18 protein-coding genes and 4 pseudogenes are annotated in these 18,875 nt (G+C 39.7%); 4 read left to right on the top strand and 18 right to left on the bottom strand.

Going from position 1 to position 18,875, the window contains the following annotated elements; translation table 11 throughout:
* Positions 1–85: 85 nt before the first annotated feature.
* The 6 genes and pseudogenes from gfa (JCM15074_RS24505) to JCM15074_RS01285 all read right to left on the bottom strand — a co-directional run bounded on the left by gfa (JCM15074_RS24505) (position 86) and on the right by JCM15074_RS01285 (position 4,357).
* The gene (gene gfa, locus JCM15074_RS24505) at positions 86–652 is read right to left on the bottom strand and encodes an S-(hydroxymethyl)glutathione synthase (protein ID WP_234400138.1); all 567 of its coding nucleotides are present in this window, start codon (positions 650–652) and stop codon (positions 86–88) included.
* Positions 638–1,750, bottom strand: a pseudogene (gfa, locus tag JCM15074_RS25535) (S-(hydroxymethyl)glutathione synthase); the annotation flags it as partial. The gene gfa (JCM15074_RS24505) and the pseudogene gfa (JCM15074_RS25535), both read right to left, overlap by 15 nt.
* Positions 1,736–2,332: pseudogene (gene gfa / locus JCM15074_RS25530) on the bottom strand (S-(hydroxymethyl)glutathione synthase); the annotation flags it as partial. The pseudogenes gfa (JCM15074_RS25530) and gfa (JCM15074_RS25535), both read right to left, overlap by 15 nt.
* Positions 2,333–2,510: 178 nt before the next feature.
* On the bottom strand, positions 2,511–3,074 hold the full coding sequence (gene gfa, locus JCM15074_RS01295) for an S-(hydroxymethyl)glutathione synthase (protein WP_025819489.1): 564 nt from the start codon (positions 3,072–3,074) through the stop codon (positions 2,511–2,513).
* 414 nt (positions 3,075–3,488) lie between these two features.
* Positions 3,489–3,980 carry a type II secretion system protein gene (locus JCM15074_RS23365; RefSeq protein WP_025819488.1) on the bottom strand — a complete coding sequence of 164 codons (492 nt, stop codon included), beginning with the start codon at positions 3,978–3,980 and terminating at the stop codon, positions 3,489–3,491.
* Positions 3,981–4,108: 128 nt separating this feature from the next.
* Positions 4,109–4,357, bottom strand: coding sequence for a GlsB/YeaQ/YmgE family stress response membrane protein (locus JCM15074_RS01285; protein ID WP_025819487.1), 249 nt, complete (start codon positions 4,355–4,357; stop codon positions 4,109–4,111).
* Between the two features lie 485 nt (positions 4,358–4,842).
* On the opposite strand from JCM15074_RS01285, the gene JCM15074_RS01280 reads away from it, so the two are divergent.
* The gene (locus JCM15074_RS01280; protein ID WP_025819486.1) at positions 4,843–6,102 is read left to right on the top strand and encodes an L-lactate MFS transporter; all 1,260 of its coding nucleotides are present in this window, start codon (positions 4,843–4,845) and stop codon (positions 6,100–6,102) included.
* 81 nt (positions 6,103–6,183) lie between these two features.
* Here JCM15074_RS01280 and JCM15074_RS01275 read toward each other — a convergent pair whose 3' ends face one another.
* On the bottom strand, positions 6,184–6,879 hold the full coding sequence (locus tag JCM15074_RS01275) for a toxin-antitoxin system YwqK family antitoxin (protein WP_025819485.1): 696 nt from the start codon (positions 6,877–6,879) through the stop codon (positions 6,184–6,186).
* A gap of 158 nt (positions 6,880–7,037) precedes the next feature.
* On the opposite strand from JCM15074_RS01275, the gene JCM15074_RS01270 reads away from it, so the two are divergent.
* A complete protein-coding gene (locus JCM15074_RS01270) occupies positions 7,038–8,120 on the top strand; it encodes a TonB family protein (RefSeq protein ID WP_051536792.1) in 1,083 nt (360 codons plus the stop codon).
* A 94-nt stretch (positions 8,121–8,214) separates the two neighbouring features.
* Positions 8,215–8,553, top strand: coding sequence for a DUF1904 domain-containing protein (locus tag JCM15074_RS01265; RefSeq protein ID WP_025819483.1), 339 nt, complete (start codon positions 8,215–8,217; stop codon positions 8,551–8,553).
* A 65-nt stretch (positions 8,554–8,618) separates the two neighbouring features.
* Here the strand turns inward: JCM15074_RS01265 and JCM15074_RS01260 are convergent, their stop codons facing one another.
* From JCM15074_RS01260 to JCM15074_RS01250, 3 genes are all read right to left on the bottom strand, one after another.
* Positions 8,619–8,960, bottom strand: coding sequence for a zinc ribbon domain-containing protein YjdM (locus JCM15074_RS01260; protein ID WP_025819482.1), 342 nt, complete (start codon positions 8,958–8,960; stop codon positions 8,619–8,621).
* 195 nt (positions 8,961–9,155) lie between these two features.
* Positions 9,156–10,382 (bottom strand): dicarboxylate/amino acid:cation symporter, encoded by a 1,227-nt coding sequence (locus tag JCM15074_RS01255; protein WP_025819481.1) that lies wholly within the window; start codon positions 10,380–10,382, stop codon positions 9,156–9,158.
* A gap of 366 nt (positions 10,383–10,748) precedes the next feature.
* Positions 10,749–12,197 carry an NAD-dependent succinate-semialdehyde dehydrogenase gene (locus JCM15074_RS01250; protein ID WP_025819480.1) on the bottom strand — a complete coding sequence of 483 codons (1,449 nt, stop codon included), beginning with the start codon at positions 12,195–12,197 and terminating at the stop codon, positions 10,749–10,751.
* A 149-nt stretch (positions 12,198–12,346) separates the two neighbouring features.
* Between JCM15074_RS01250 and JCM15074_RS20370 the strand changes: the two are divergent.
* Positions 12,347–12,690, top strand: a pseudogene (locus tag JCM15074_RS20370) (DUF3634 family protein).
* 180 nt (positions 12,691–12,870) lie between these two features.
* Here the strand turns inward: JCM15074_RS20370 and JCM15074_RS01240 are convergent.
* The 8 genes and pseudogenes from JCM15074_RS01240 to JCM15074_RS01205 form a co-directional block, all read right to left on the bottom strand.
* Positions 12,871–13,416, bottom strand: coding sequence for a DUF3833 domain-containing protein (locus tag JCM15074_RS01240; protein WP_025819479.1), 546 nt, complete (start codon positions 13,414–13,416; stop codon positions 12,871–12,873).
* Positions 13,416–13,922 (bottom strand): chalcone isomerase family protein, encoded by a 507-nt coding sequence (locus JCM15074_RS20365; protein ID WP_025819478.1) that lies wholly within the window; start codon positions 13,920–13,922, stop codon positions 13,416–13,418. Before JCM15074_RS20365 ends, JCM15074_RS01240 begins: the two co-directional genes overlap by 1 nt.
* Positions 13,915–14,415 (bottom strand): DUF2878 domain-containing protein, encoded by a 501-nt coding sequence (locus tag JCM15074_RS01230; RefSeq protein ID WP_025819477.1) that lies wholly within the window; start codon positions 14,413–14,415, stop codon positions 13,915–13,917. The genes JCM15074_RS20365 and JCM15074_RS01230 overlap by 8 nt, the downstream gene beginning before the upstream one ends.
* Before the next feature lie 3 nt (positions 14,416–14,418).
* Positions 14,419–15,647, bottom strand: a pseudogene (locus JCM15074_RS20360) (class I SAM-dependent methyltransferase).
* Positions 15,648–15,650: 3 nt separating this feature from the next.
* Complete coding sequence (locus tag JCM15074_RS01220; protein WP_025819475.1) at positions 15,651–16,394, bottom strand: DUF1365 domain-containing protein; 744 nt, start codon at positions 16,392–16,394, stop codon at positions 15,651–15,653.
* Positions 16,391–17,644 (bottom strand): NAD(P)/FAD-dependent oxidoreductase, encoded by a 1,254-nt coding sequence (locus JCM15074_RS01215; protein WP_025819474.1) that lies wholly within the window; start codon positions 17,642–17,644, stop codon positions 16,391–16,393. The genes JCM15074_RS01220 and JCM15074_RS01215 overlap by 4 nt, the downstream gene beginning before the upstream one ends.
* Positions 17,641–18,411: an SDR family NAD(P)-dependent oxidoreductase gene (locus JCM15074_RS01210; RefSeq protein WP_025819473.1), complete on the bottom strand. Its 771-nt coding sequence runs from the start codon at positions 18,409–18,411 to the stop codon at positions 17,641–17,643. The genes JCM15074_RS01215 and JCM15074_RS01210 overlap by 4 nt, the downstream gene beginning before the upstream one ends.
* Positions 18,408–18,863 (bottom strand): nuclear transport factor 2 family protein, encoded by a 456-nt coding sequence (locus tag JCM15074_RS01205; RefSeq protein ID WP_025819472.1) that lies wholly within the window; start codon positions 18,861–18,863, stop codon positions 18,408–18,410. The genes JCM15074_RS01210 and JCM15074_RS01205 overlap by 4 nt, the downstream gene beginning before the upstream one ends.
* Positions 18,864–18,875 lie beyond the last annotated feature (12 nt).

Below are 18,875 nucleotides of genomic sequence, written 5' to 3'. Positions count from 1 at the left end.
ACTCAATTAAAACCTTATTGTTACTAATATTTAGCGATAAAAAAAGCCCCCAATAAATTGGAGGCTATCTAACTTAAAATGACGATTAAGATTGCTTAGCTACATGTGCCGCTATAGCATCCATTAAATCCGCAGAAAGACAATCATACGGCTCTAAACCAAGCTCAAGCAAACGCTCGCGGATTGCAGCCATATCAGCAGGATTAGTGCCTGTTTCAATGATTGATGAAACAAACGCTGCAAATTGTGCAGGTGCCCAACCGCCCTTATCGCTCAGTTCAGTATGAACAAAGTCTAAACCGAAAAATGGATGTGCCTCATTATGAATGCGACCATACATATGTACGCCACATTCCTTACATGCATATCGGTTAATTGCAGCAGCACTATCAACAACAGCTAGCTTGTTTTCATTTGCGGTCACTTTGACATTGTCACGTGAGATAACAGCAACTTGTGAAAACAATGCACCTTCAGGCTTCCAACACTTTGAGCAGCCACAAACATGATTATGCGAGGTTTGTGCAGTTAGCTGTACTTTGACTTTATTACTCTGGCAATGACATGCAAGCTCACCACCATTAAAGCCAGTGATGGCCGGCTTAACGCCATTATCGACTGCTGGATGGATTTTTACTTTACTACTCGCCACATGTGTCGCAATAGCATCCATCAAGTCTTCAGAAAGACAATCATATGGTTCTAAACCAAGCTCAAGTAAACGCTCACGGATTGCCGCCATATCAGCAGGATTAGTGCCGGTTTCAATTATTGATGAAACGAATGCTGCAAATTGTGCTGGCGCCCACCCTTTCTTATTACTTAGTTCAGTATGCACAAAGTCTAAACCGAAAAATGGATGTGCCTCATTATGAATGCGGCCATACATATGAACACCACATTTCTTACAAGCATAACGATGGATAGCAGCACTATCGTCAACGACTTGCAATTTATTGTTATTCGCTGTGACGGTTAAATTTTCACGCCCAATAACGGCAACTTGTGAAAATAGCGCGCCTTCAGGTTTCCAACACTTTGAACAACCACAAACATGGTTATGTGCTGTTTGACCATTCAGTTTTACTTTGACGCGATTTTTATTACAGTGACACTGTAACTCACCACCATTAAAATCAGGTGATGCAGGCTCAATACCATGATCAACTGCCGGGTGAATTTTTACTTTTGCATTGGCAACATGAGTAGCAATAGCATCCATCAAGTCTTCAGAGAGGCTGTCATATGGTTCTAAACCAAGCTCAAGCAAACGTTCGCGGATTGCCGCCATATCAGCAGGATTTGTACCCGTTTCAATAATTGATGAAACAAACGCTGCAAATTGTGCTGGTGCCCAACCGGATTTATCACTTAATTCTGTATGAACAAAGTCTAAACCGAAAAATGGATGCGCTTCGTTATGAATGCGGCCATACATATGCACACCACACTCTTTACATGCATATCGATTAATTGCTGCAGCACTGTCAACAACAGCTAGCTTGTTTTCATTTGCGGTCACTTTGACATTGTCACGTGAGATAACAGCAACTTGTGAAAACAATGCACCTTCAGGCTTCCAACACTTTGAGCAGCCACAAACATGATTATGCGCGGTTTGTGCAGTTAGCTGTACTTTGACTTTATTACTCTGGCAATGACATGCAAGCTCACCACCATTAAAGCCAGTGATGGCCGGCTTAACGCCATTATCGACTGCGGGATGGATTTTTACTTTGCTATTCGCCACATGCGTTGCAATGGCATCCATCAAATCTTCAGAAAGACAATCATATGGCTCTAAACCAAGCTCAAGCAAACGCTCACGGATTGCCGCCATATCAGCAGGATTTGTACCGGTTTCAATAATTGATGAAACGAATGCTGCAAATTGTGCTGGCGCCCAGCCCGATTTATCACTCAGTTCGGTATGAACAAAGTCTAAACCGAAAAATGGATGTGCTTCATTATGAATACGGCCATACATATGTACGCCACATTGACGACATGCGTAACGGTTGATTGTAGCTTTACCATCAACCACGGTTAATTTTGATTCGTTCGCAATAACTTTGACATTATTACGTGAAATAACGGCCACTTGCGAAAATAGTGCGCCTTCAGGTTTCCAGCACTTAGAACAACCACAAACATGGTTGTGTGCAGTTTGCCCTGTTAATTGTACTTTGACTTGATGATCACGACAGTGGCAACTTAATACACCACCTTGAAAGCCAACAGCAGCTGGTTTCATACCAAAATCAATTGCAGGATGTAACAGCACACTTGGTGCTTTGTTTCTTTTAAAGAAATTTAATAGAGTTGAAATCATAATTTATATCAGTAGGTCATGGAGTGGGAATAGGCATATATCCCCAAAAGATGCTGCTATTGCTAGGCGTAACATCATTCAATAAAAAACCCTTAATCAAATGAGATTAAGGGCTTCTTAACGTCTTTAGCTAAATAAATAAAGACTCGAGACAAATAATCAATATATTGCTAAAAGATTACTTAGCTTGATTAGCAATATGAGTTGCAATAGCATCCATTAATGCTGGAGATAAGCAATCATATGGCTTTAAACCAAGTTCATTTAGGCGAGCACGAATCGCAGGCATATCAGCAGGGTTAGTGCCAGTTTCAATTATTGATGAAACAAATGCAGCGAACTCAGCAGCAGCCCAACCTTGTTCTTTACTTAGTTCAGTATGAACAAAGTCTAGACCAAAGAATGGGTGAGATTCGTTAGGAATACGGCCATACATATGTACGCCACATTCTTTACAAGCATAACGATTGATAGCAGCAGCGGTATCAACAATCACTAACTTATCTTCGTTAGCCGTTACTGTTAAATTATCACGAGAAACGACAGCAACTTGTGAAAATAACGCGCCTTCAGGCTTCCAGCACTTTGAACAACCACATACGTGGTTATGAGCAGTTTGGCTAGTTAAACGAACAGTTACTTTATGATCTGCACAGTGACAGCTTAGTTCTCCACCTTGAAAACCAGCGATAGAAGGTTTAACGCCATTATCAACAGCAGGATGGATTAATACTTTAGACATCAGTCTTCCTTAAAACATAAAAACAGATAAAACGAATAAAAAATACACGAGAAGAATTGTTAACTTCATAAATCACACTTCATCAATCATAAGCGCCTCATCACTTATCATCGCGATTACATCCCATTAAAAATGATCAGTCTTTAATGCGTTGAAACCAGTGTGTCTCCAGAAGATGGCGCCAAGTATATGCCTATCAGATAAGATGATAATACGATAGAAAGGTAAAAGATTATTACCATACAGCAACAATCCACAGTTCAATGAAAGTTACAGGTTATTTTAAGAAATAACAAAAGTATTAATAACTCTATGATTATAAAAATCAAAATACAGAGTACATTTAATAAAGATGCATTATTATTACCAAATAATGTAGTAATTAACTATTTAAAGTAATTTTAGCGATAATCACTAACAGCCACTATAATCCATTTCGATTGTTGGTTTACTCATCTCCTGCAATGCTTCTGTATATGAAATGAAACAGCTTTCTTTTTGACGAGTATTTTTTGGATAAATAATAATTTGAGTTTTATCTGCATCTGTAATGGGTAAACGTTCAATATCATATTCTTGTTCATTTAATCCCAGTAAATATGCAATGCCCTGCCCCATATCTCCAATAGGTTCATTTTTGACATGAGGATAACCATTTACGCTATAAACCAATTGCCCTTGAACTTGCGCAGGTTGAGCACCGTCAAGTTTTCCTTGTAGCTGTTGTTTAATATGAAATGTGCGAGTCTGACCAATTAATTTAGCATGCAATTGTTTAACCATTGCAATATGGGCATCAGAGGAGAGATTGATAAATTTCGATGAAATAAATGCCGTCACTATGCCTGAAATAATAATGACCAACACAAGTTCGATTAATGTAAAACCTTTAGCATCCTGCTGCATGCATCATCTCCTTGACGACGTTTATACTTGTATCCTAATGGATGCAATCATAGAGTGCAATCAAGTAATGTCAGTCATAAAAAAGCACTGCATTTTGATACAGTGCTTAGTTTCACAAATAACGTAAATTATGACTTAATCTTACCAATAATAAAGATCAGCAAAACCGCACCAACAGTCGCAGTAATAATAGAGCCTATGAGCCCTGCAGAACTAAAGCCTAGTAATCCAAATACAAAACCACCAATAACTGATCCAACGATACCGATAACAATATTCCCCAACAAACCAAAACTGCCACCGCGCATAATATTACCCGCTAACCACCCTGCGACAGCACCGATAACCAAAAAGATCAATAATGAAGTTAATGTCATAAAATATTCCTTACTCTAAAGTAGTAAAATAAGTATAGATTGAATATAGGAATTTATTATTTTATTTCTAATAAGATAATTTTAAAAATTAAACTTATTATAATAACTCTATATTTAAGATTAATATTAAAATATTCATCATTTCAATTAAATGCTAATAACAAATCACAACACCAACAACAAAACAAACCATTAACAAATATGAGATTAAATTAAACATAGCTGCATACACGACCCGTTTTAGAGAAAGACAACTCTCATAATCCCATATATGAAATTAAAAATAAGGCTATGATTTTATTGTAGATAACATTCAACAGCAGCCAAGCTGTTACATTCTGCCTCATCTGTGTTTTGTTTGTTTAGATTTTACTGATAGACTCGCCGCGTTAAATTACTCGCAATTAAATTACACCTATGACTTATGTTGAGAGTGTAATAAATAAGTGCTCACAAAATAGAGCACACACTATATAAGAGACATTATGAAAATCTTAGACAGAGCTAAACAGATCCTGCTTGCTGGGTTCTGTATCAATTTATGTATTGGTATTTTATTTGCTTATAGTGTTTTTAAAAAAGCACTAGTAACAGATTTAGGTTGGACCAATGCCCAAGCTTCAATGCCATATACCACCGCAATTATTGTGTTCTCAATTGCATTATTACTGGCTGGTATCATTCAAGATAAATTTGGTCCGCGTCGTGTGCTCATTGCAGGCACGATTCTTTCAGGTCTAGGATTAATAGCATCTGGTTTTGCAACCACACCAGATCACCTTATTATCAGTTTTGGTATTCTTGCAGGCGGCGGCATTGGTTTCAGCTACGCTTGTTTAGCACCAGCAGCAATGAAATGGTTCCACCCATCAAAGCGCGGCTTAGTTAACGGTCTAATTGCTGCAGGCTTTGGTCTTGCAGGTGTTTATCTTGCACCATTAATGACTCGCCTCATTGATGCTAATGGCGTTGGCTATACCTTTATTGTACTTGGTGCAGCCTTACTATTAATTGCAGTCCCACTAGCTTGTACCATTAATAACCCTCCAGCAGGCTATGTGCCAGAAGCAGGAGCAAACCATGAAGTTAAAGCATTACCAAAACAAGCTGAGATTAACTGGCGCGGTATGCTAAAAACCAAACAGTTTTATATGATTTGGTTAATGTACCTTGCAGCATCATCTACAGGCCTAATGATTATTGGTAACATCACTTCAATTGCTGCAGCTCAAGCTGATATGACTGACGCTGCGCATCTAGTGGTTATCCTTGCATTATTTAATACTTCTGGCCGTGTTGCGGCAGGTATGCTGTCAGACAAAATTGGTGGCATACGTACACTAGCACTATCATTCGTGCTACAAATTGCCAATATGCTGATGTTCCCACATTACCAAGGTGAATGGGGCATGTTATTAGGCTCTGCACTTGCAGGTGTTAGTTACGGTACCTTGCCAGCAGTATTCCCATCACTTACCGCAGCATTCTATGGTCTAAAAAATTATGGTACTAACTATGGCGTAGTTTATACCTCATGGGGTGTAAGTGGTTTTATTGGTCCTGTCATCGCGGCATTTTCAATGGATCATTATTTAAACTTTGATTTTGCTTACCATGTCTCTGCGGTCATTATGCTAGTGGCATTATTTATCTCGTTTATCACTAAGCCATTAGACCAAGTCTCTGCAAGAATGATTGCAGAAAATAAAGATGATGTTGAACTAGCGCCAGCCGCTAACAACTAATTCTTTAACGCGAGTAACATCATCACAAACAAGGCGCTATTTTAAGCGCCTTGTTTGTTTATGCTGTTGTTTCAAAATAACTTAGGTGTATAACGTCTGCCATTCCTCTTTAATCAGTACCGATTCTGGCGAGAAATAACGAAAATGAGCGAGTCCATGAGCTAAATATTCAATTAATAATTGGATCGTACCATTAGGATAAAAATATTGATGAATACCTCGCTCGATACCCGCTTGGTAGTAGCCTTGAAATATCATCTCACCTTGCGCATTATATCGTTCACATAATCCATTTTTAAGCCCCCAATAATCTTGCTCTATAATGGCACTGTATAGCTTGTTATATTCAGTTACCGTCACCTTATCTAAAGCAAAACTATAGTTCTTTGTATGGGTACCAATATGGCTATCATAATAATCAATATCACTGATTAATTGATTATGCTCTCCTAGCTGAAAAACGACTCTATATTGCTGCGGATCCATATATTCAAATTGAGTAATATTAGCACCAGCTTGATTCTCTATTAAATAGCGCTTAGCAAGGCAGTTATCAATCGTTAAATAACACATTACATCTATCATTTTACCAGCACGATATACTTGCTCAATATACTGATATTTAAAGTCAATATTAGGTATTACCTCAAGTTTTTGAGGACCAATAAGAGCAATAAGCCGTAACTGCTGTTTGGCATCAACAAACACTATCGAAGGCGTAAATATTTTTAAACTGACTCTTTGCAACACATCAAATAAAACCATAACCTTACTCATATTTCACTTGCATTTCTATGCAGTTAAAATAACATCCCCAAAGAATCAAAAAACAAACAACTAAAATTAGCCATGCTAAATATACTGTTTTATTTAGATAATACTGTCGTTATATCTTATCGCATGTAATAAAGAAAATAATAACCCAAGGATGAATTATGCATAAATATATATTAATAATAGCTAGTTATATTTTTGCCCACCAGCCATTAATGGCGCAAGAACATCATGACAAGAACTTTAATGATGCCTACGCAGCATATCAAAAAGCGATTACAGCCGAAGACCCAAGGTTAATAATAAATACTGCAAAACAAGCATTTAATCTGGGTGAAATCAAATTTGGAGAGAGTATAAACACGGCTAATCTGGCTGTTAATTATGCTAATGCGCTGGCCGAACAAACTTATGTTAGTCATGAGCAGCAACAGCAAGTATCAGACTTAAGGCTAGCGCTATATCAACAAGCATTAACCTTATTTGAGCAATATAATGGCCAACAACATCTTAGTTTAATCGATCCCCTTATTGGCCTCGCCACCATAGAAACTAAACAAATAAACGCGAAAAAAGCCAAAAAGCACTTATTACGAGCAGTTGACATTGCCCAGCACCATAATCAACCACAGTTAGAAGCAGATCTATACTTAGAAATATTTGAACAACTTAAACAACCAAAATATATCAGTAAAGCTTATGCTATCCACCAAACATCATTACCTGAAAATAGTTTGGCAAGATTAAAATCGACATTTTATATGGCGAAATATGAGCAAGCTAAAAACAACCCTAAACAAGCCATCACGCTATATAACCAAGTGATTGAACAATTAGAGATACTCGATTTTAGTCACCCCTACTTACTTGCAGGACATGCAGCTTTAGTTAAGTTATATCAAGATGAAGATCAATCTGAGCAAGCAACCGCACATTGTATTGCAATAGGCAAGATGAGTCCTTGGGATGATGAGCAAGAACAAACAGCGCTTTATCGAGTGCCACCTAAGTATCCTTTAGCTTATGCCAAACGCAGTAAAGAAGGTTCTGTGCAACTTAGCTTTACGGTGACTGAACAAGGATTTGTTAAAGATCCCAAAGTGATTAGCGTTAAAGGTGGTGACAGTTTTATCAAACCAAGCTTAGCTGCACTCAAGAATTGGCGTTATGCGCCTAAGTTCGAAAACGGCAAAGCGGTCGCAGCACAATCAACTGTACAATTGGATTATCGCATTAATAAATGAGAGTAAGCTCCAACAATTGTGGATAGATATTGGGTTTTAGCTAAGCAAATGCTATTGTGACAGCGATTTTGAACGGCAGATATTAGGAGTACTTATGCCCCACTTTCGTTTTCGTGCAATCGATGCAGATAAAGTTCAGCAACTATCAAAACCATTAGTAGATGCGTTAGCTGAACTGATGGAAAGCCCACGTGAACATTTCACTATTGAGCATATTCCTGCGAGCTTTTTCTTTGAAGGTGAAGCATTTGCAGCTTACCCATTTGTTGAAGTACTTTACTTTGACCGTGGCCAACAAGTACAAGATGAGATTGCAATCCGAGTCACTCAGATTGTACGTGATGCGTTAGCAAAGCCAGAGCAAGATGTGGCTGTGATCTTCACTAAACTGGATCCTGCTGGCTATTATGATAATGGCAAGCACTACGCTTAAAAATTAAGCATAAAAAAAGCAGCTATTAAGCTGCTTTTTTATTATTCATACTGCAATTTGCAAGATTATACTTTCTTAACAAACTCAGATTTTAATTGCATCGCACCGATACCGTCGATTTTACAATCGATATCGTGGTCACCGTCTACTAGACGAATGTTTTTCACTTTAGTACCCACTTTAACAACAAGTGAAGAACCTTTGATCTTAAGATCTTTGATTACTGTGACAGTATCGCCATCTTGTAAAACATTGCCATTTGAGTCTTTGATTACAGCCTCATCTTCTGCAACTTCTGTTTCTTCGTTTTGAGACCACTCATGTGCACACTCAGGGCATACAAGCATGGTACCGTCGAAGTAAGTATATTCTGAATCGCACTTAGGGCAATGTGGAAGAGCTGACATTTAAAAAACCTCTGTCGTTAGCAAACGCGTAAAGAGAGAATTTTATCGCATGGCTGGCGATAGCGCCAATTTTATCTGCTTAAATAAGCAACAAATTACCTTGCATGTACACTTGCTTTACATCTAGATTACAGACGCACCATTTTACAAACAATAAAGGGAGCCGAAGCTCCCTTTATTGAATAATAATTATTCTTACTGTTGCTTATCAGCACCGATAAACTTGTCCATAACCACTGCACAAACAGCATCACCAGTGATGTTAAGTGAAGTACGGATCATGTCAAAAATACGGTCTAGTGCGAACAATAATGGTAAGCCATCAATTGGAATACCAGCGGCTAATAATACCGCGACCACAAGGAATGATGGACCCGGCACACCTGCTTGACCAATCGCACCTAAGGTAGAAGTAAAGATGATAGCAATATAAGCCGCCATACTTAAATCAATGTGGTACATCTGGGCGAAGAACACTGCCACCAAACCGTAATAGATTGCGTTACCACTCATGTTAATGGTCGCACCTAACGGCAGTACAAATGATGAAGTCGCTTTAGATACTTTAAGGTCTTCTTCACATGTTTCCATCGTCACAGGCAATGTCGCCATTGAAGATGCAGTAGATAATGCCATTACTTGCGGCTTTTTCATTGCTGAAATGAATTTAAGCGCAGGTACATCAGACAGGAACTTGACCATTAGAGGGAAGAAAATAAAGCCGTAAATTAAGATTGCAGCCACAAATACAATCACCAGCTTTAATACAACACCTAATGCATCAAAACCAAAAGTACCGACAGATTGTGCCATCAGACCAAATACACCGATAGGCGCAATAATCATGACGCAGTTGATCATCCATACAAACGCATCAACAACAGTATTAAGACCAGCAAGAATAGGTTTAGCGCCATCGCCTTTAACCTTAGTTAAGGCAATACCGAAGAAAATACAGAACACTAAGATTTGCAGGATATTACCGCCAATTAACGATTCAAATACGTTAGTTGGGATCATACCAATCACAGTATCAACAAAACCAGGAATCGCACCTTGCTCTTGAGTTACCGCAGCAAGACCTGCGCCATGGGCACTAAAGTCAACACCCGCACCAGGTTGGAAGATATTGCCCATCACTAACGCTAAACCAACAGCCAGTGCTGAGGTTGCAATAAAGAAAGCAAAAGTACCCACACCAATTTTACCGGCAGATGGACTGTTACCTAAGCTTGCCGCACCGGCAATGATAGATACCACAACCAATGGGATAACAAGCATTTTAACTAAGTTAATAAAAATGGTACCAAGTGGTGCAAACATAGTTGCACTATCACCCATTAATAAACCGACTACAGCACCAATGATCATTGCGATAACGACTTGGACGCCAATATTCCCCAGTAATTTTCCCTTAAACACGACCTTCTACCCCGTTTGCTGATGACTCAGCTTATAGTTGTATTTTCAAATTAGCGCTAATTTACCACATGGAGCACTAGGCTATCTGTGAAACTTCACTACAATCGTTTAATTTTTAACTAAAACTCAAAAATAACCACTAGCAATTGAATATTTTTCAATATTAATAGGATATTTACATGATCTATTAATTTAAAACCAAAAATTCAATGTTTAATTAAACAATCAATAGAAATGTACAATTAACATACGTTCCATACACTGCATTAGCAACCACTAATCAATTGTATCAGTCAAAAAAATACCCACAATCGTGGGTATTTTTAAAGTGTAATGTCCTATTAGGTCAATCCAGCTAAACGTCGCTTAAATCGCCATACACAGATATTTCATTTCAGTGTATTCCTCAATGCCATATTTAGACCCTTCACGGCCTAATCCAGATGCTTTAATACCGCCAAAAGGTGCCACTTCATTTGAAATAGCACCGGTATTAATACCGACCATGCCATATTCAAGCGCTTCAGCAACTCGCCAAACTCTGCCGATGTCACGGCTATAAAAATAAGCCGCTAAGCCAAACTCGGTATCATTAGCAAAATCAATCACCTGCTGTTCATCACTAAATTTAAACAGCGGTGCAACCGGACCAAATATTTCCTCTTTGGCTAACAGCATTTCAGCGTTCGCTTCAGCAATAATGGTTGGTTGATAAAACGTGCCTCCGAGTTGATGTACTGCCCCGCCGCACAACAGTTTACCGCCATGGTTTACTGCATCAGCCACGAGTGACTCAACCTTATCAAGCGCAGCCTGATTAATTAATGGGCCGGTAGTAACATCTTGATCAGTCCCTTTACCCACAACTAATTGCTTGACCTTGTCGGTTAACTTACGAGCAAACTCATCGTAAACCTTATCCTGTACATAAATACGATTTGCGCAAACACAGGTTTGACCGTTATTTCTAAATTTAGCCAACATAGCGCCATCAACTGCCGCATCAATATCTGCATCTTCAAAAACAATAAATGGCGCATTGCCACCCAATTCTAACGATAATTTTTTTAAGGTTGCAGCTGATTGCTGCATCAATTTAATACCGACACCAGTTGAACCAGTAAATGACAACTTACGCACATCGGGATGCTCACATAAGGTTTGCCCTATTTGAATTGCATCACCAGTAATTACATTAATCACACCGGCAGGAATACCCGCCATTTCAGCTAACTTGGCTAATGCTAATGCTGAAAATGGGGTTTGTGGCGCAGGCTTAATAATCATGGTACAGCCAGCCGCTAACGCTGGTGCGGCTTTGCGAGTGATCATCGCCGCAGGAAAATTCCACGGTGTAATAGCAGCTGTGACCCCAATCGGTTGTTTAACCACCAGCAAACGTTTATCAGCTTGCGGTGCTGGTATGATATCGCCATAAACCCGCTTAGCTTCTTCAGCAAACCATTCAATAAATGATGCTGCATAATTAATTTCGCCAATCGCTTCTGCAAGTGGCTTGCCCTGCTCAGCGGTCATAATCTCCGCGAGTTGTTGTTGATGCTTAAGTATCAATAAATGCCAGCGCTTAAGTAATTGGCTGCGCTCATGACCTGACAATTCACGCCAACTTGGTAATGCCCGTTTAGCGGCATTAATCGCAGCTAATGTATCCACCTTATCCATATAAGGTACATGACCAATCACAATGCCAGTGGCGGGATCGCAAATTGTTTCAGTTTGCTCATTTTGAGCATGGCACCATATCCCACCAATAAAACATTGCTGCTGCCATAATGAATCTGGACTAACTTGCATAAAAAACTCCTACCTAATGGTAACTTGCTGAAAAATCATTCAGACTACTAAAATTAATGATTTAAATTGTTTAAAAATGCGACTAAGGCAAAAGTCTTAACTGCTAACAAACTATAAATTTAGCGTATCTTAGGTAAGGGAGATAGTGAATGACTGTCGATATTTTAAAAATAGTGTTCATCCTAATCGCTGTATTTTTTATTTATAAATTAATATTCAGCAAAAATCAGGCTACACCTTGATGAAAATGCAGTTCAAACAAGGACGATTGGTGAGCCATAAGGGTAAGATCCAAGATAAATTTTTGCGTGAATGTAAAGCGCTGGCAAAAGTAGAAAAAACCACAGGTACATTGCGCGCCTACCGTGATGGCACGGTAAGATTACACATCTCTGCCAGCATCAACGACAGTCTTGCCCAGCGGATGCGCAATATGTTCCCATTTGAATACTATGAACATAAGCAAGTCGATATGTCGAAAAAACGCGGCTAATAATGTAGATGAGTAAGGACTAATCGGTCACTTTTGCATTAAAGGTTTAATCTGTAGTTATAGATTAACTTACTCGTTTATTCAGCTTCTTTGATATCACAAGAAAACGATTTAGTTTAATGAACGGCTAAATCGTTATTCAAAAGCACTTACCTCATTAAATTGCAAAATAGTGAATCACTAAGCTTGCTTATTGATCACTAAGGTCACGCTGGCAACCTTAACCCCAAACTTAATAATATCGCTTTTGTTGATGATGGTATTGTCATCCACAAGGAACATCCAATCATCAAAGCTGACTTGATAATCAGTGCCATCAACATTCAATATCATCTCATATCGCCATTGCAGAGCATTACCCGCAGACACGCCTGTGGCAGTGCCTAGAATATCATTTGCAGTACCAGTGTATTGCCCCGGCGCTTGTCTGGTTATCTGCCAAATGCGCTTTTGTTTTTCGCCGTCATTAAAGATAAAGTCTTCATCAATCACGCCTTGATTACCTTGCCAACTGGCTTGCATCGTCACCGTAAAGGTACGGGTCACTTTGCCTGAAAAATCTTGTACGATACCTGCCGCCGTTAGCTTGCCATTAAAGAAATCCGCTAGCACCAACTTAGGTGTGGTCGCTTGATAGTCGTCAATACTGGCACTGCTACAACTGGTTAGTCCTAACAGACTGACAATAACTAACAGTGACTTAATCGTTCCATTGAATAATCGCATTATTTCTCTCCTATCAACTCTGCTCGCCTTGCTAACTCTGAACTTTGTGGCGATAACCAAATGGCTAAAAATTGCTGGCTAAATTCAGCGCTACTTTGCCAATCAATGGCCTGTTGATTATAAAAAAACTGACCAACACCCTGCTTGTCTACGACAAATGTTAATGAGTCGCCTTCGCTGACATCTGGCCACACTTGTTGTAACTGTGTCAGCCACACTTGCTGTTGCTGGTCATCCACTTGTAGGTGTTGCCATTGTTCTGCGGTAGCCTCAATTAAATGTGCCGCTTCAATGTCTCGCAGATAGGTAATCTCTAATGTCATCGGCCACTTTTGCCATGTAAACTCACCATCTTCGGTCAACAACCTTGCTTGATATAAATCCCAAAACAACCAACTCATTTGGGTGCGTCCTACTTCAATAAGCGGCGTTGGCTTTGCATAAGTGACAGGGGCAACACAAGCAATAAGCAATAGATAAACACCAGGCCACAGTTTATTAGTCATATTGCAGTCTCCTCGTTTGTGCGACGCTCCACAGTAAAAAACAGCCCCAGCACAGCATTAAGATGGCGCTACTCATCTGCCACCCCAGCGGCAAATTCACCGCATTAAAATTGGCTCCGGCTAAATAACTTAAACAGCCAAATACACTGCCAAAAGCAAAGGTAAATACTGGCGAGAAAGCTTTTAAAAACAGTAAACTATGTGGCAGACTCATGGCAAAGCAGAGCCACAACAATGCGAGCCAAATCGGAATTTGAGCAAACTGAAATACCCCTAAAACAGTCAGTATAGTGTCCATAACAATACCGGCAACACTCACTTTACCCATCAATATTAAGTCTGCTTTGCGGGTTGGGCTCAACCAGAGATGTAAAGCCAACATCAGCACTAATAATGGAATGGCAGCGTTTTGCCACAATACCGCGCTCCACCAACAGACTTGGAACATAATGGCATTTATCATAAAAAAATATTGCTTGGTAATATCTGACATAGGCTAACCTTGGTAGTCTCGGCCAACGGCAACATAGTGCACAGTATTCGTGGTACCCGCTAAAAAACCGCCTTCACAATAGCCCAGATAGAACTGCCACATTCGAATAAATTGCTCGTCATAACCTAGGGCTTTGACTTGGGGTAAAGCATGATTAAAGCGCTGTAACCAATCATTTAATGTTCGCGCATAGTCCAAACCAAATTCATCAATTGACCACAGCTTCATTTGAGTTTGTTGAGCAAGATGTTGATTCATCATTGCGACTGAAGCAAACAGCCACCGGGAAAGATATAGCGCTGAATAAAATCGACATTATTACGATAACTTTGATAACGTTCATCATTAATCGTAATGGCTTGGATCAACATGCGACCATCATGCTTTAAATGACGATTCAGTACCGTAAAGTACTCTGCCATATACTCATGCCCAACGGCTTCAATCATCTCAATGGAGACAATACGGTCAAACTCACCGGTTAATTCACGATAGTCTTGTTTTAACAGGGTAATTTTATGCTCTAGGCCAGCCGCAATAATGTGTTGTTTGGCATAATTGTATTGCGCATCAGAAATAGTGGTCGTCGTCACATCAACATCAAAGTGCTTGGCGGCATAAATCGCCAATGCGCCCCACCCCGTGCCGATCTCTAATAAACTCTGCCCCGCTTGCAAGTCTAATCGCTCACAAATCAGCTGCATTTTATTCTCTTGCGCTTGCGCTAAACTACTCTGTTCATCCGCATAAATCGCACTGGAATAAAGCATTAAAGGATCGAGAAATAACTGGTACATCTCGTTACCTAAATCATAATGCGCTAAAATATTACGCTTTGAGCCAGCAGTAGAATTATGTTGGCGCACATGCTTGAATCGGTTAATCATGGTTGATGCCCAAGCAAATCGACGCTCAATTTTGTCTAATAATGTGAGATTCAGCGCAAATAGTTTGATCACATTCGTGACACTTGATGATTGCCAATGTCCATCCATATAAGCTTCACCTGCGCCAATCGAGCCGCCCCACAACACTTGCCGATAAAATTGTGGATTTATCACATGAATGTCAGCACAAAACTCGCCGCGACCAAACTGAAACTGTCCTGTTTTATCAGTGATGGTTAATTTGCCGTGACTCATTTTGCCCAAGGCAGCAAACAATATTGCTCGAGCAATATTATCGTTAATAGACATGCGCCCTTGATGTTGGGTGGCTACTGAATATTCCATAATTTACTCCTTACCTTGTGTGGGATGGACAACAAAGGGCACACGCTTTAACCAAAGCTTTAAAGCTTGCCAATAAATTTTGCTCACAATAGAAAATGTCATTAACGGGAATTGCATCAGCGCTTTAAGCACTTGTTTAGACGAGAAGGCCTGTTGTTGTAGCAACATTGCCGCAGTGAATATTTTGTTAGGATTAAGATTATTAATCATTAACTTAAACTGTTGTTTGGGAGCACTCACGCGCCACTGATATTGCATATCTAGAGTCATAAACGGTGACACATGAAATGCTTTATCTGTTAACTGACTAGACTGCGTCATATCAATTAAATAATAATGTCGCTCATTCCATGGGGTATTACTGACCTCTGCGAGGAGATATTTAAGTTGCTCTCCTTGATAGCAGAAAAAACAGTTAATCGGACTAAAATAGAAACCGAAATGACGTCCCTGTCCGATAAATAACACCCGCTGACAATCTTGACCGCCTAAATGCTTTACCTGCGCTAGCACGCGACTTTTTAAACCATCTAACCGAGCCTGATAAGGTAAATAGTCGGCTTGATAAAAACTTAATGGCGCAAACTTATCGACACTAAAATATCGGCTAATACCGTCAACCAGCTCAAGCTCATCCAAATCCAATGCGAGCATCATTATCGGATAATCAAAGCCGTGTTTAACCGGAGTCAACCTTTGATGATTAACGCGGCCATAATAAAAATGACTGTTAATTAAAGCGCTCATAAGCTCACCCCAAAGCGAGCACACACATCCAGTGCACTTCTCACCCCATCTTCATGAAAACCGTTGTACCAATAAGCGCCGGCAAAATGCGTACTACCGATACCGCAAATTTCATTACGACGTTGCTGGGCCACGATACTGGTATGATTAAAAACGGGATGCGCATAATTAAAACGGCGTAAAATTTTGTTTGGATCAATTTGCTCAGTTTGATTCAAGGTCACGCAAAAAGTGGGCGTACCTGCAGGTAATTGCTGCAAAATATTCATGTTGTAAGTCACACTGGCTGGGTGCTGGTTATTACCATCTAAACGATAATTCCAACTTGCCCATGCGGCCGACTCTGACGGTAATAAAGCGGTATCGGTATGTAATACCACTTCATTATTTTGATATGGCATTGCCGCTAGAATTTGTTGCTCTTTAATGGTGGCATCATCAAGTAAGGCTAATGACTGATCGCTATGGCAGGCCAAAATAACATGATCAAATAAATGCTCATCGCCATTTTGTAGTAGGATTTTGACCCCATCATTACAACGTGAAACTCGACTGACGGCAGCGCTTAGATGAACATTATCTTTAAAGGGGGCAATTAAAGGTTCGATATATTGCCGAGAGCCCCCCTTAAGCACATACCACTGCGGGCGGTCACTGACATTTAATAAACCGTGGTGTTCAAAAAAACGGACAAAAAAAGGTAACGAGAAAGCACGCATATCATCGATGCTTGCAGACCAAATGGCAGCGCCCATTGGCAAAATATAATGCTCTGCAAAGAAATCTGAAAATTTATTAAGCTGTAAAAACTCACCTAGGGTTATCGCCGGGTATTGTTGTTGCTGATAAAGTTGTTTCGCCAATTTATTAAAACGTATAATTTCAGCCAAAAAGCGCCAAAATTGCCAATTAACAAGATTACGTTTTTGCGCAAATAAAGTGGCCAAAGTATGGCCGTTATACTCAAGTCCCGTCTGTTGGTTATGCACACTAAAACTCATTTCTGTCGGCAATGGTGTGACATTAATCCGTGCCAGCAACTTGTTAAAGTTAGGGTAAGTGCGATCATTAAATACGATAAAGCCGGTATCAATCGCATAATCTTTACCATCAACCTCAACATCAACCGTCGCGGTATGTCCGCCAATATAATCATTCGCTTCAAACAATTCGACTTGATGTTGTTGGCTCAATAGATGACCACAAGTCAACCCTGAAATACCGCTACCAATGATTGCAATACGGCTCATGATCCTTGCTCTCCTTCAATTGTTACATCGGCAGACTTACTCGCCATTAATTTTTGCCACCAAGCACGCGGCAACCAAGACACCATTTTTAATAACCAAGTAAATCGTTTAGGAAAATGAATTTGATATTGTTTTTTATGCAAGCCATTAATAATTCGACTCGAAGCTTGCTGTGCGGTAATTCGCATCGGCATATCGAATTGATTTTTATCTGTTAAAGGGGTTTTGACGAAACCTGGACAAATCACACTAACCTCAATATGGTGCGGTGCGAGATCAAGCCGTAGCGTATGACCTAAATAATCGATGGCGACTTTTGATGCCCCGTAAGCTTCAGCTTGTGGGAAGGGTAAATAGATAGCACTTGAACTCATTAATGCTAAATGCCCATAAGCCTTTAACTTGGGTAAAAAGGCCCCTAAGCAATAGCCCATCGAAATAAGGTTAACGTTAATGACTCGGGCAAATAACTCGGCATCAAACTGACGTGCATCAGTGATATATTCGCAGTTACCCGCATTTAAAATAATTAAATCAAACTGTAATTGCCCTAATTTATCTAAATCTTGCTGACACCGATTAGCAGCATCAATCACCTGCTGATTATCTGTGACATCAAATGAATAAAGATAGGCATCGGTTAATTGATTAAGCGCATCAAGATTGCGACCACAAGCAAACACACTCCAGCCTTGTGCCAGATAGTCTTTTGCTAATTGCAACCCAATTCCCGAACTGGCACCGGTAATTAATACTGTTTTGCTCATGAGTTGGCCGCCTTATGCTTAATAAAGCTAATAACATTGCCTATGCAAGGAATGTGCTCATACAACATTTGTCCAACATCAAAATAGTCGCGGTGATAATAAATTTTGTGGTTAAACTTGAGGTGACTGACACCTTCAACCTTAATGGTTTTCCCTTGAGCCAATTTAGGGTGAGTAAAGTACATGCTCCAAAAAATAGATGCTCTACCTTGGCCTTGCTGTACATCGGCAATATCAAACTTGATGCTGTTAATATTTTGATAAAGTTGCTCAAAATATTGGGTAAGCTGTTCGAGTCCCGATAGCTGATGCAAAGGATCAACAAACACCACTTCAGGAGCATAAATATCAGCTAATAAATCCAAGTTATCCTTATGCAACTTTTGGTACATAGCGACAAATTGCTCAATAATCGTGTGTGACATGCTAGTGTCATCAGCCTGAGATAACATGATTAATGCTCC

Source organism: Shewanella marina JCM 15074, from assembly GCF_000614975.1.
Classification (GTDB): Bacteria; Pseudomonadota; Gammaproteobacteria; order Enterobacterales; family Shewanellaceae; genus Shewanella; species Shewanella marina.
Note: the sequence above shows the minus strand (reverse complement) of the source record. Positions and strands in the feature narration are given on the sequence as shown.

Bases quoted from the DNA above. Each gene is read 5' to 3' on its own strand.
- gfa (WP_025819489.1), bottom strand. From the start codon at position 3,074: ATGTCTAAAGTATTAATCCATCCTGCTGTTGATAATGGCGTTAAACCT.
- JCM15074_RS23365 (WP_025819488.1), bottom strand. From the start codon at position 3,980: ATGCAGCAGGATGCTAAAGGTTTTACATTAATCGAACTTGTGTTGGTC.
- JCM15074_RS01285 (WP_025819487.1), bottom strand. From the start codon at position 4,357: ATGACATTAACTTCATTATTGATCTTTTTGGTTATCGGTGCTGTCGCA.
- JCM15074_RS01280 (WP_025819486.1), top strand. From the start codon at position 4,843: ATGAAAATCTTAGACAGAGCTAAACAGATCCTGCTTGCTGGGTTCTGT.
- JCM15074_RS01275 (WP_025819485.1), bottom strand. From the start codon at position 6,879: ATGAGTAAGGTTATGGTTTTATTTGATGTGTTGCAAAGAGTCAGTTTA.
- JCM15074_RS01270 (WP_051536792.1), top strand. From the start codon at position 7,038: ATGCATAAATATATATTAATAATAGCTAGTTATATTTTTGCCCACCAG.
- JCM15074_RS01265 (WP_025819483.1), top strand. From the start codon at position 8,215: ATGCCCCACTTTCGTTTTCGTGCAATCGATGCAGATAAAGTTCAGCAA.
- JCM15074_RS01260 (WP_025819482.1), bottom strand. From the start codon at position 8,960: ATGTCAGCTCTTCCACATTGCCCTAAGTGCGATTCAGAATATACTTAC.
- JCM15074_RS01250 (WP_025819480.1), bottom strand. From the start codon at position 12,197: ATGCAAGTTAGTCCAGATTCATTATGGCAGCAGCAATGTTTTATTGGT.
- JCM15074_RS01240 (WP_025819479.1), bottom strand. From the start codon at position 13,416: ATGCGATTATTCAATGGAACGATTAAGTCACTGTTAGTTATTGTCAGT.
- JCM15074_RS20365 (WP_025819478.1), bottom strand. From the start codon at position 13,922: ATGACTAATAAACTGTGGCCTGGTGTTTATCTATTGCTTATTGCTTGT.
- JCM15074_RS01230 (WP_025819477.1), bottom strand. From the start codon at position 14,415: ATGTCAGATATTACCAAGCAATATTTTTTTATGATAAATGCCATTATG.
- JCM15074_RS01220 (WP_025819475.1), bottom strand. From the start codon at position 16,394: ATGAGCGCTTTAATTAACAGTCATTTTTATTATGGCCGCGTTAATCAT.
- JCM15074_RS01215 (WP_025819474.1), bottom strand. From the start codon at position 17,644: ATGAGCCGTATTGCAATCATTGGTAGCGGTATTTCAGGGTTGACTTGT.
- JCM15074_RS01210 (WP_025819473.1), bottom strand. From the start codon at position 18,411: ATGAGCAAAACAGTATTAATTACCGGTGCCAGTTCGGGAATTGGGTTG.
- JCM15074_RS01205 (WP_025819472.1), bottom strand. From the start codon at position 18,863: ATGTTATCTCAGGCTGATGACACTAGCATGTCACACACGATTATTGAG.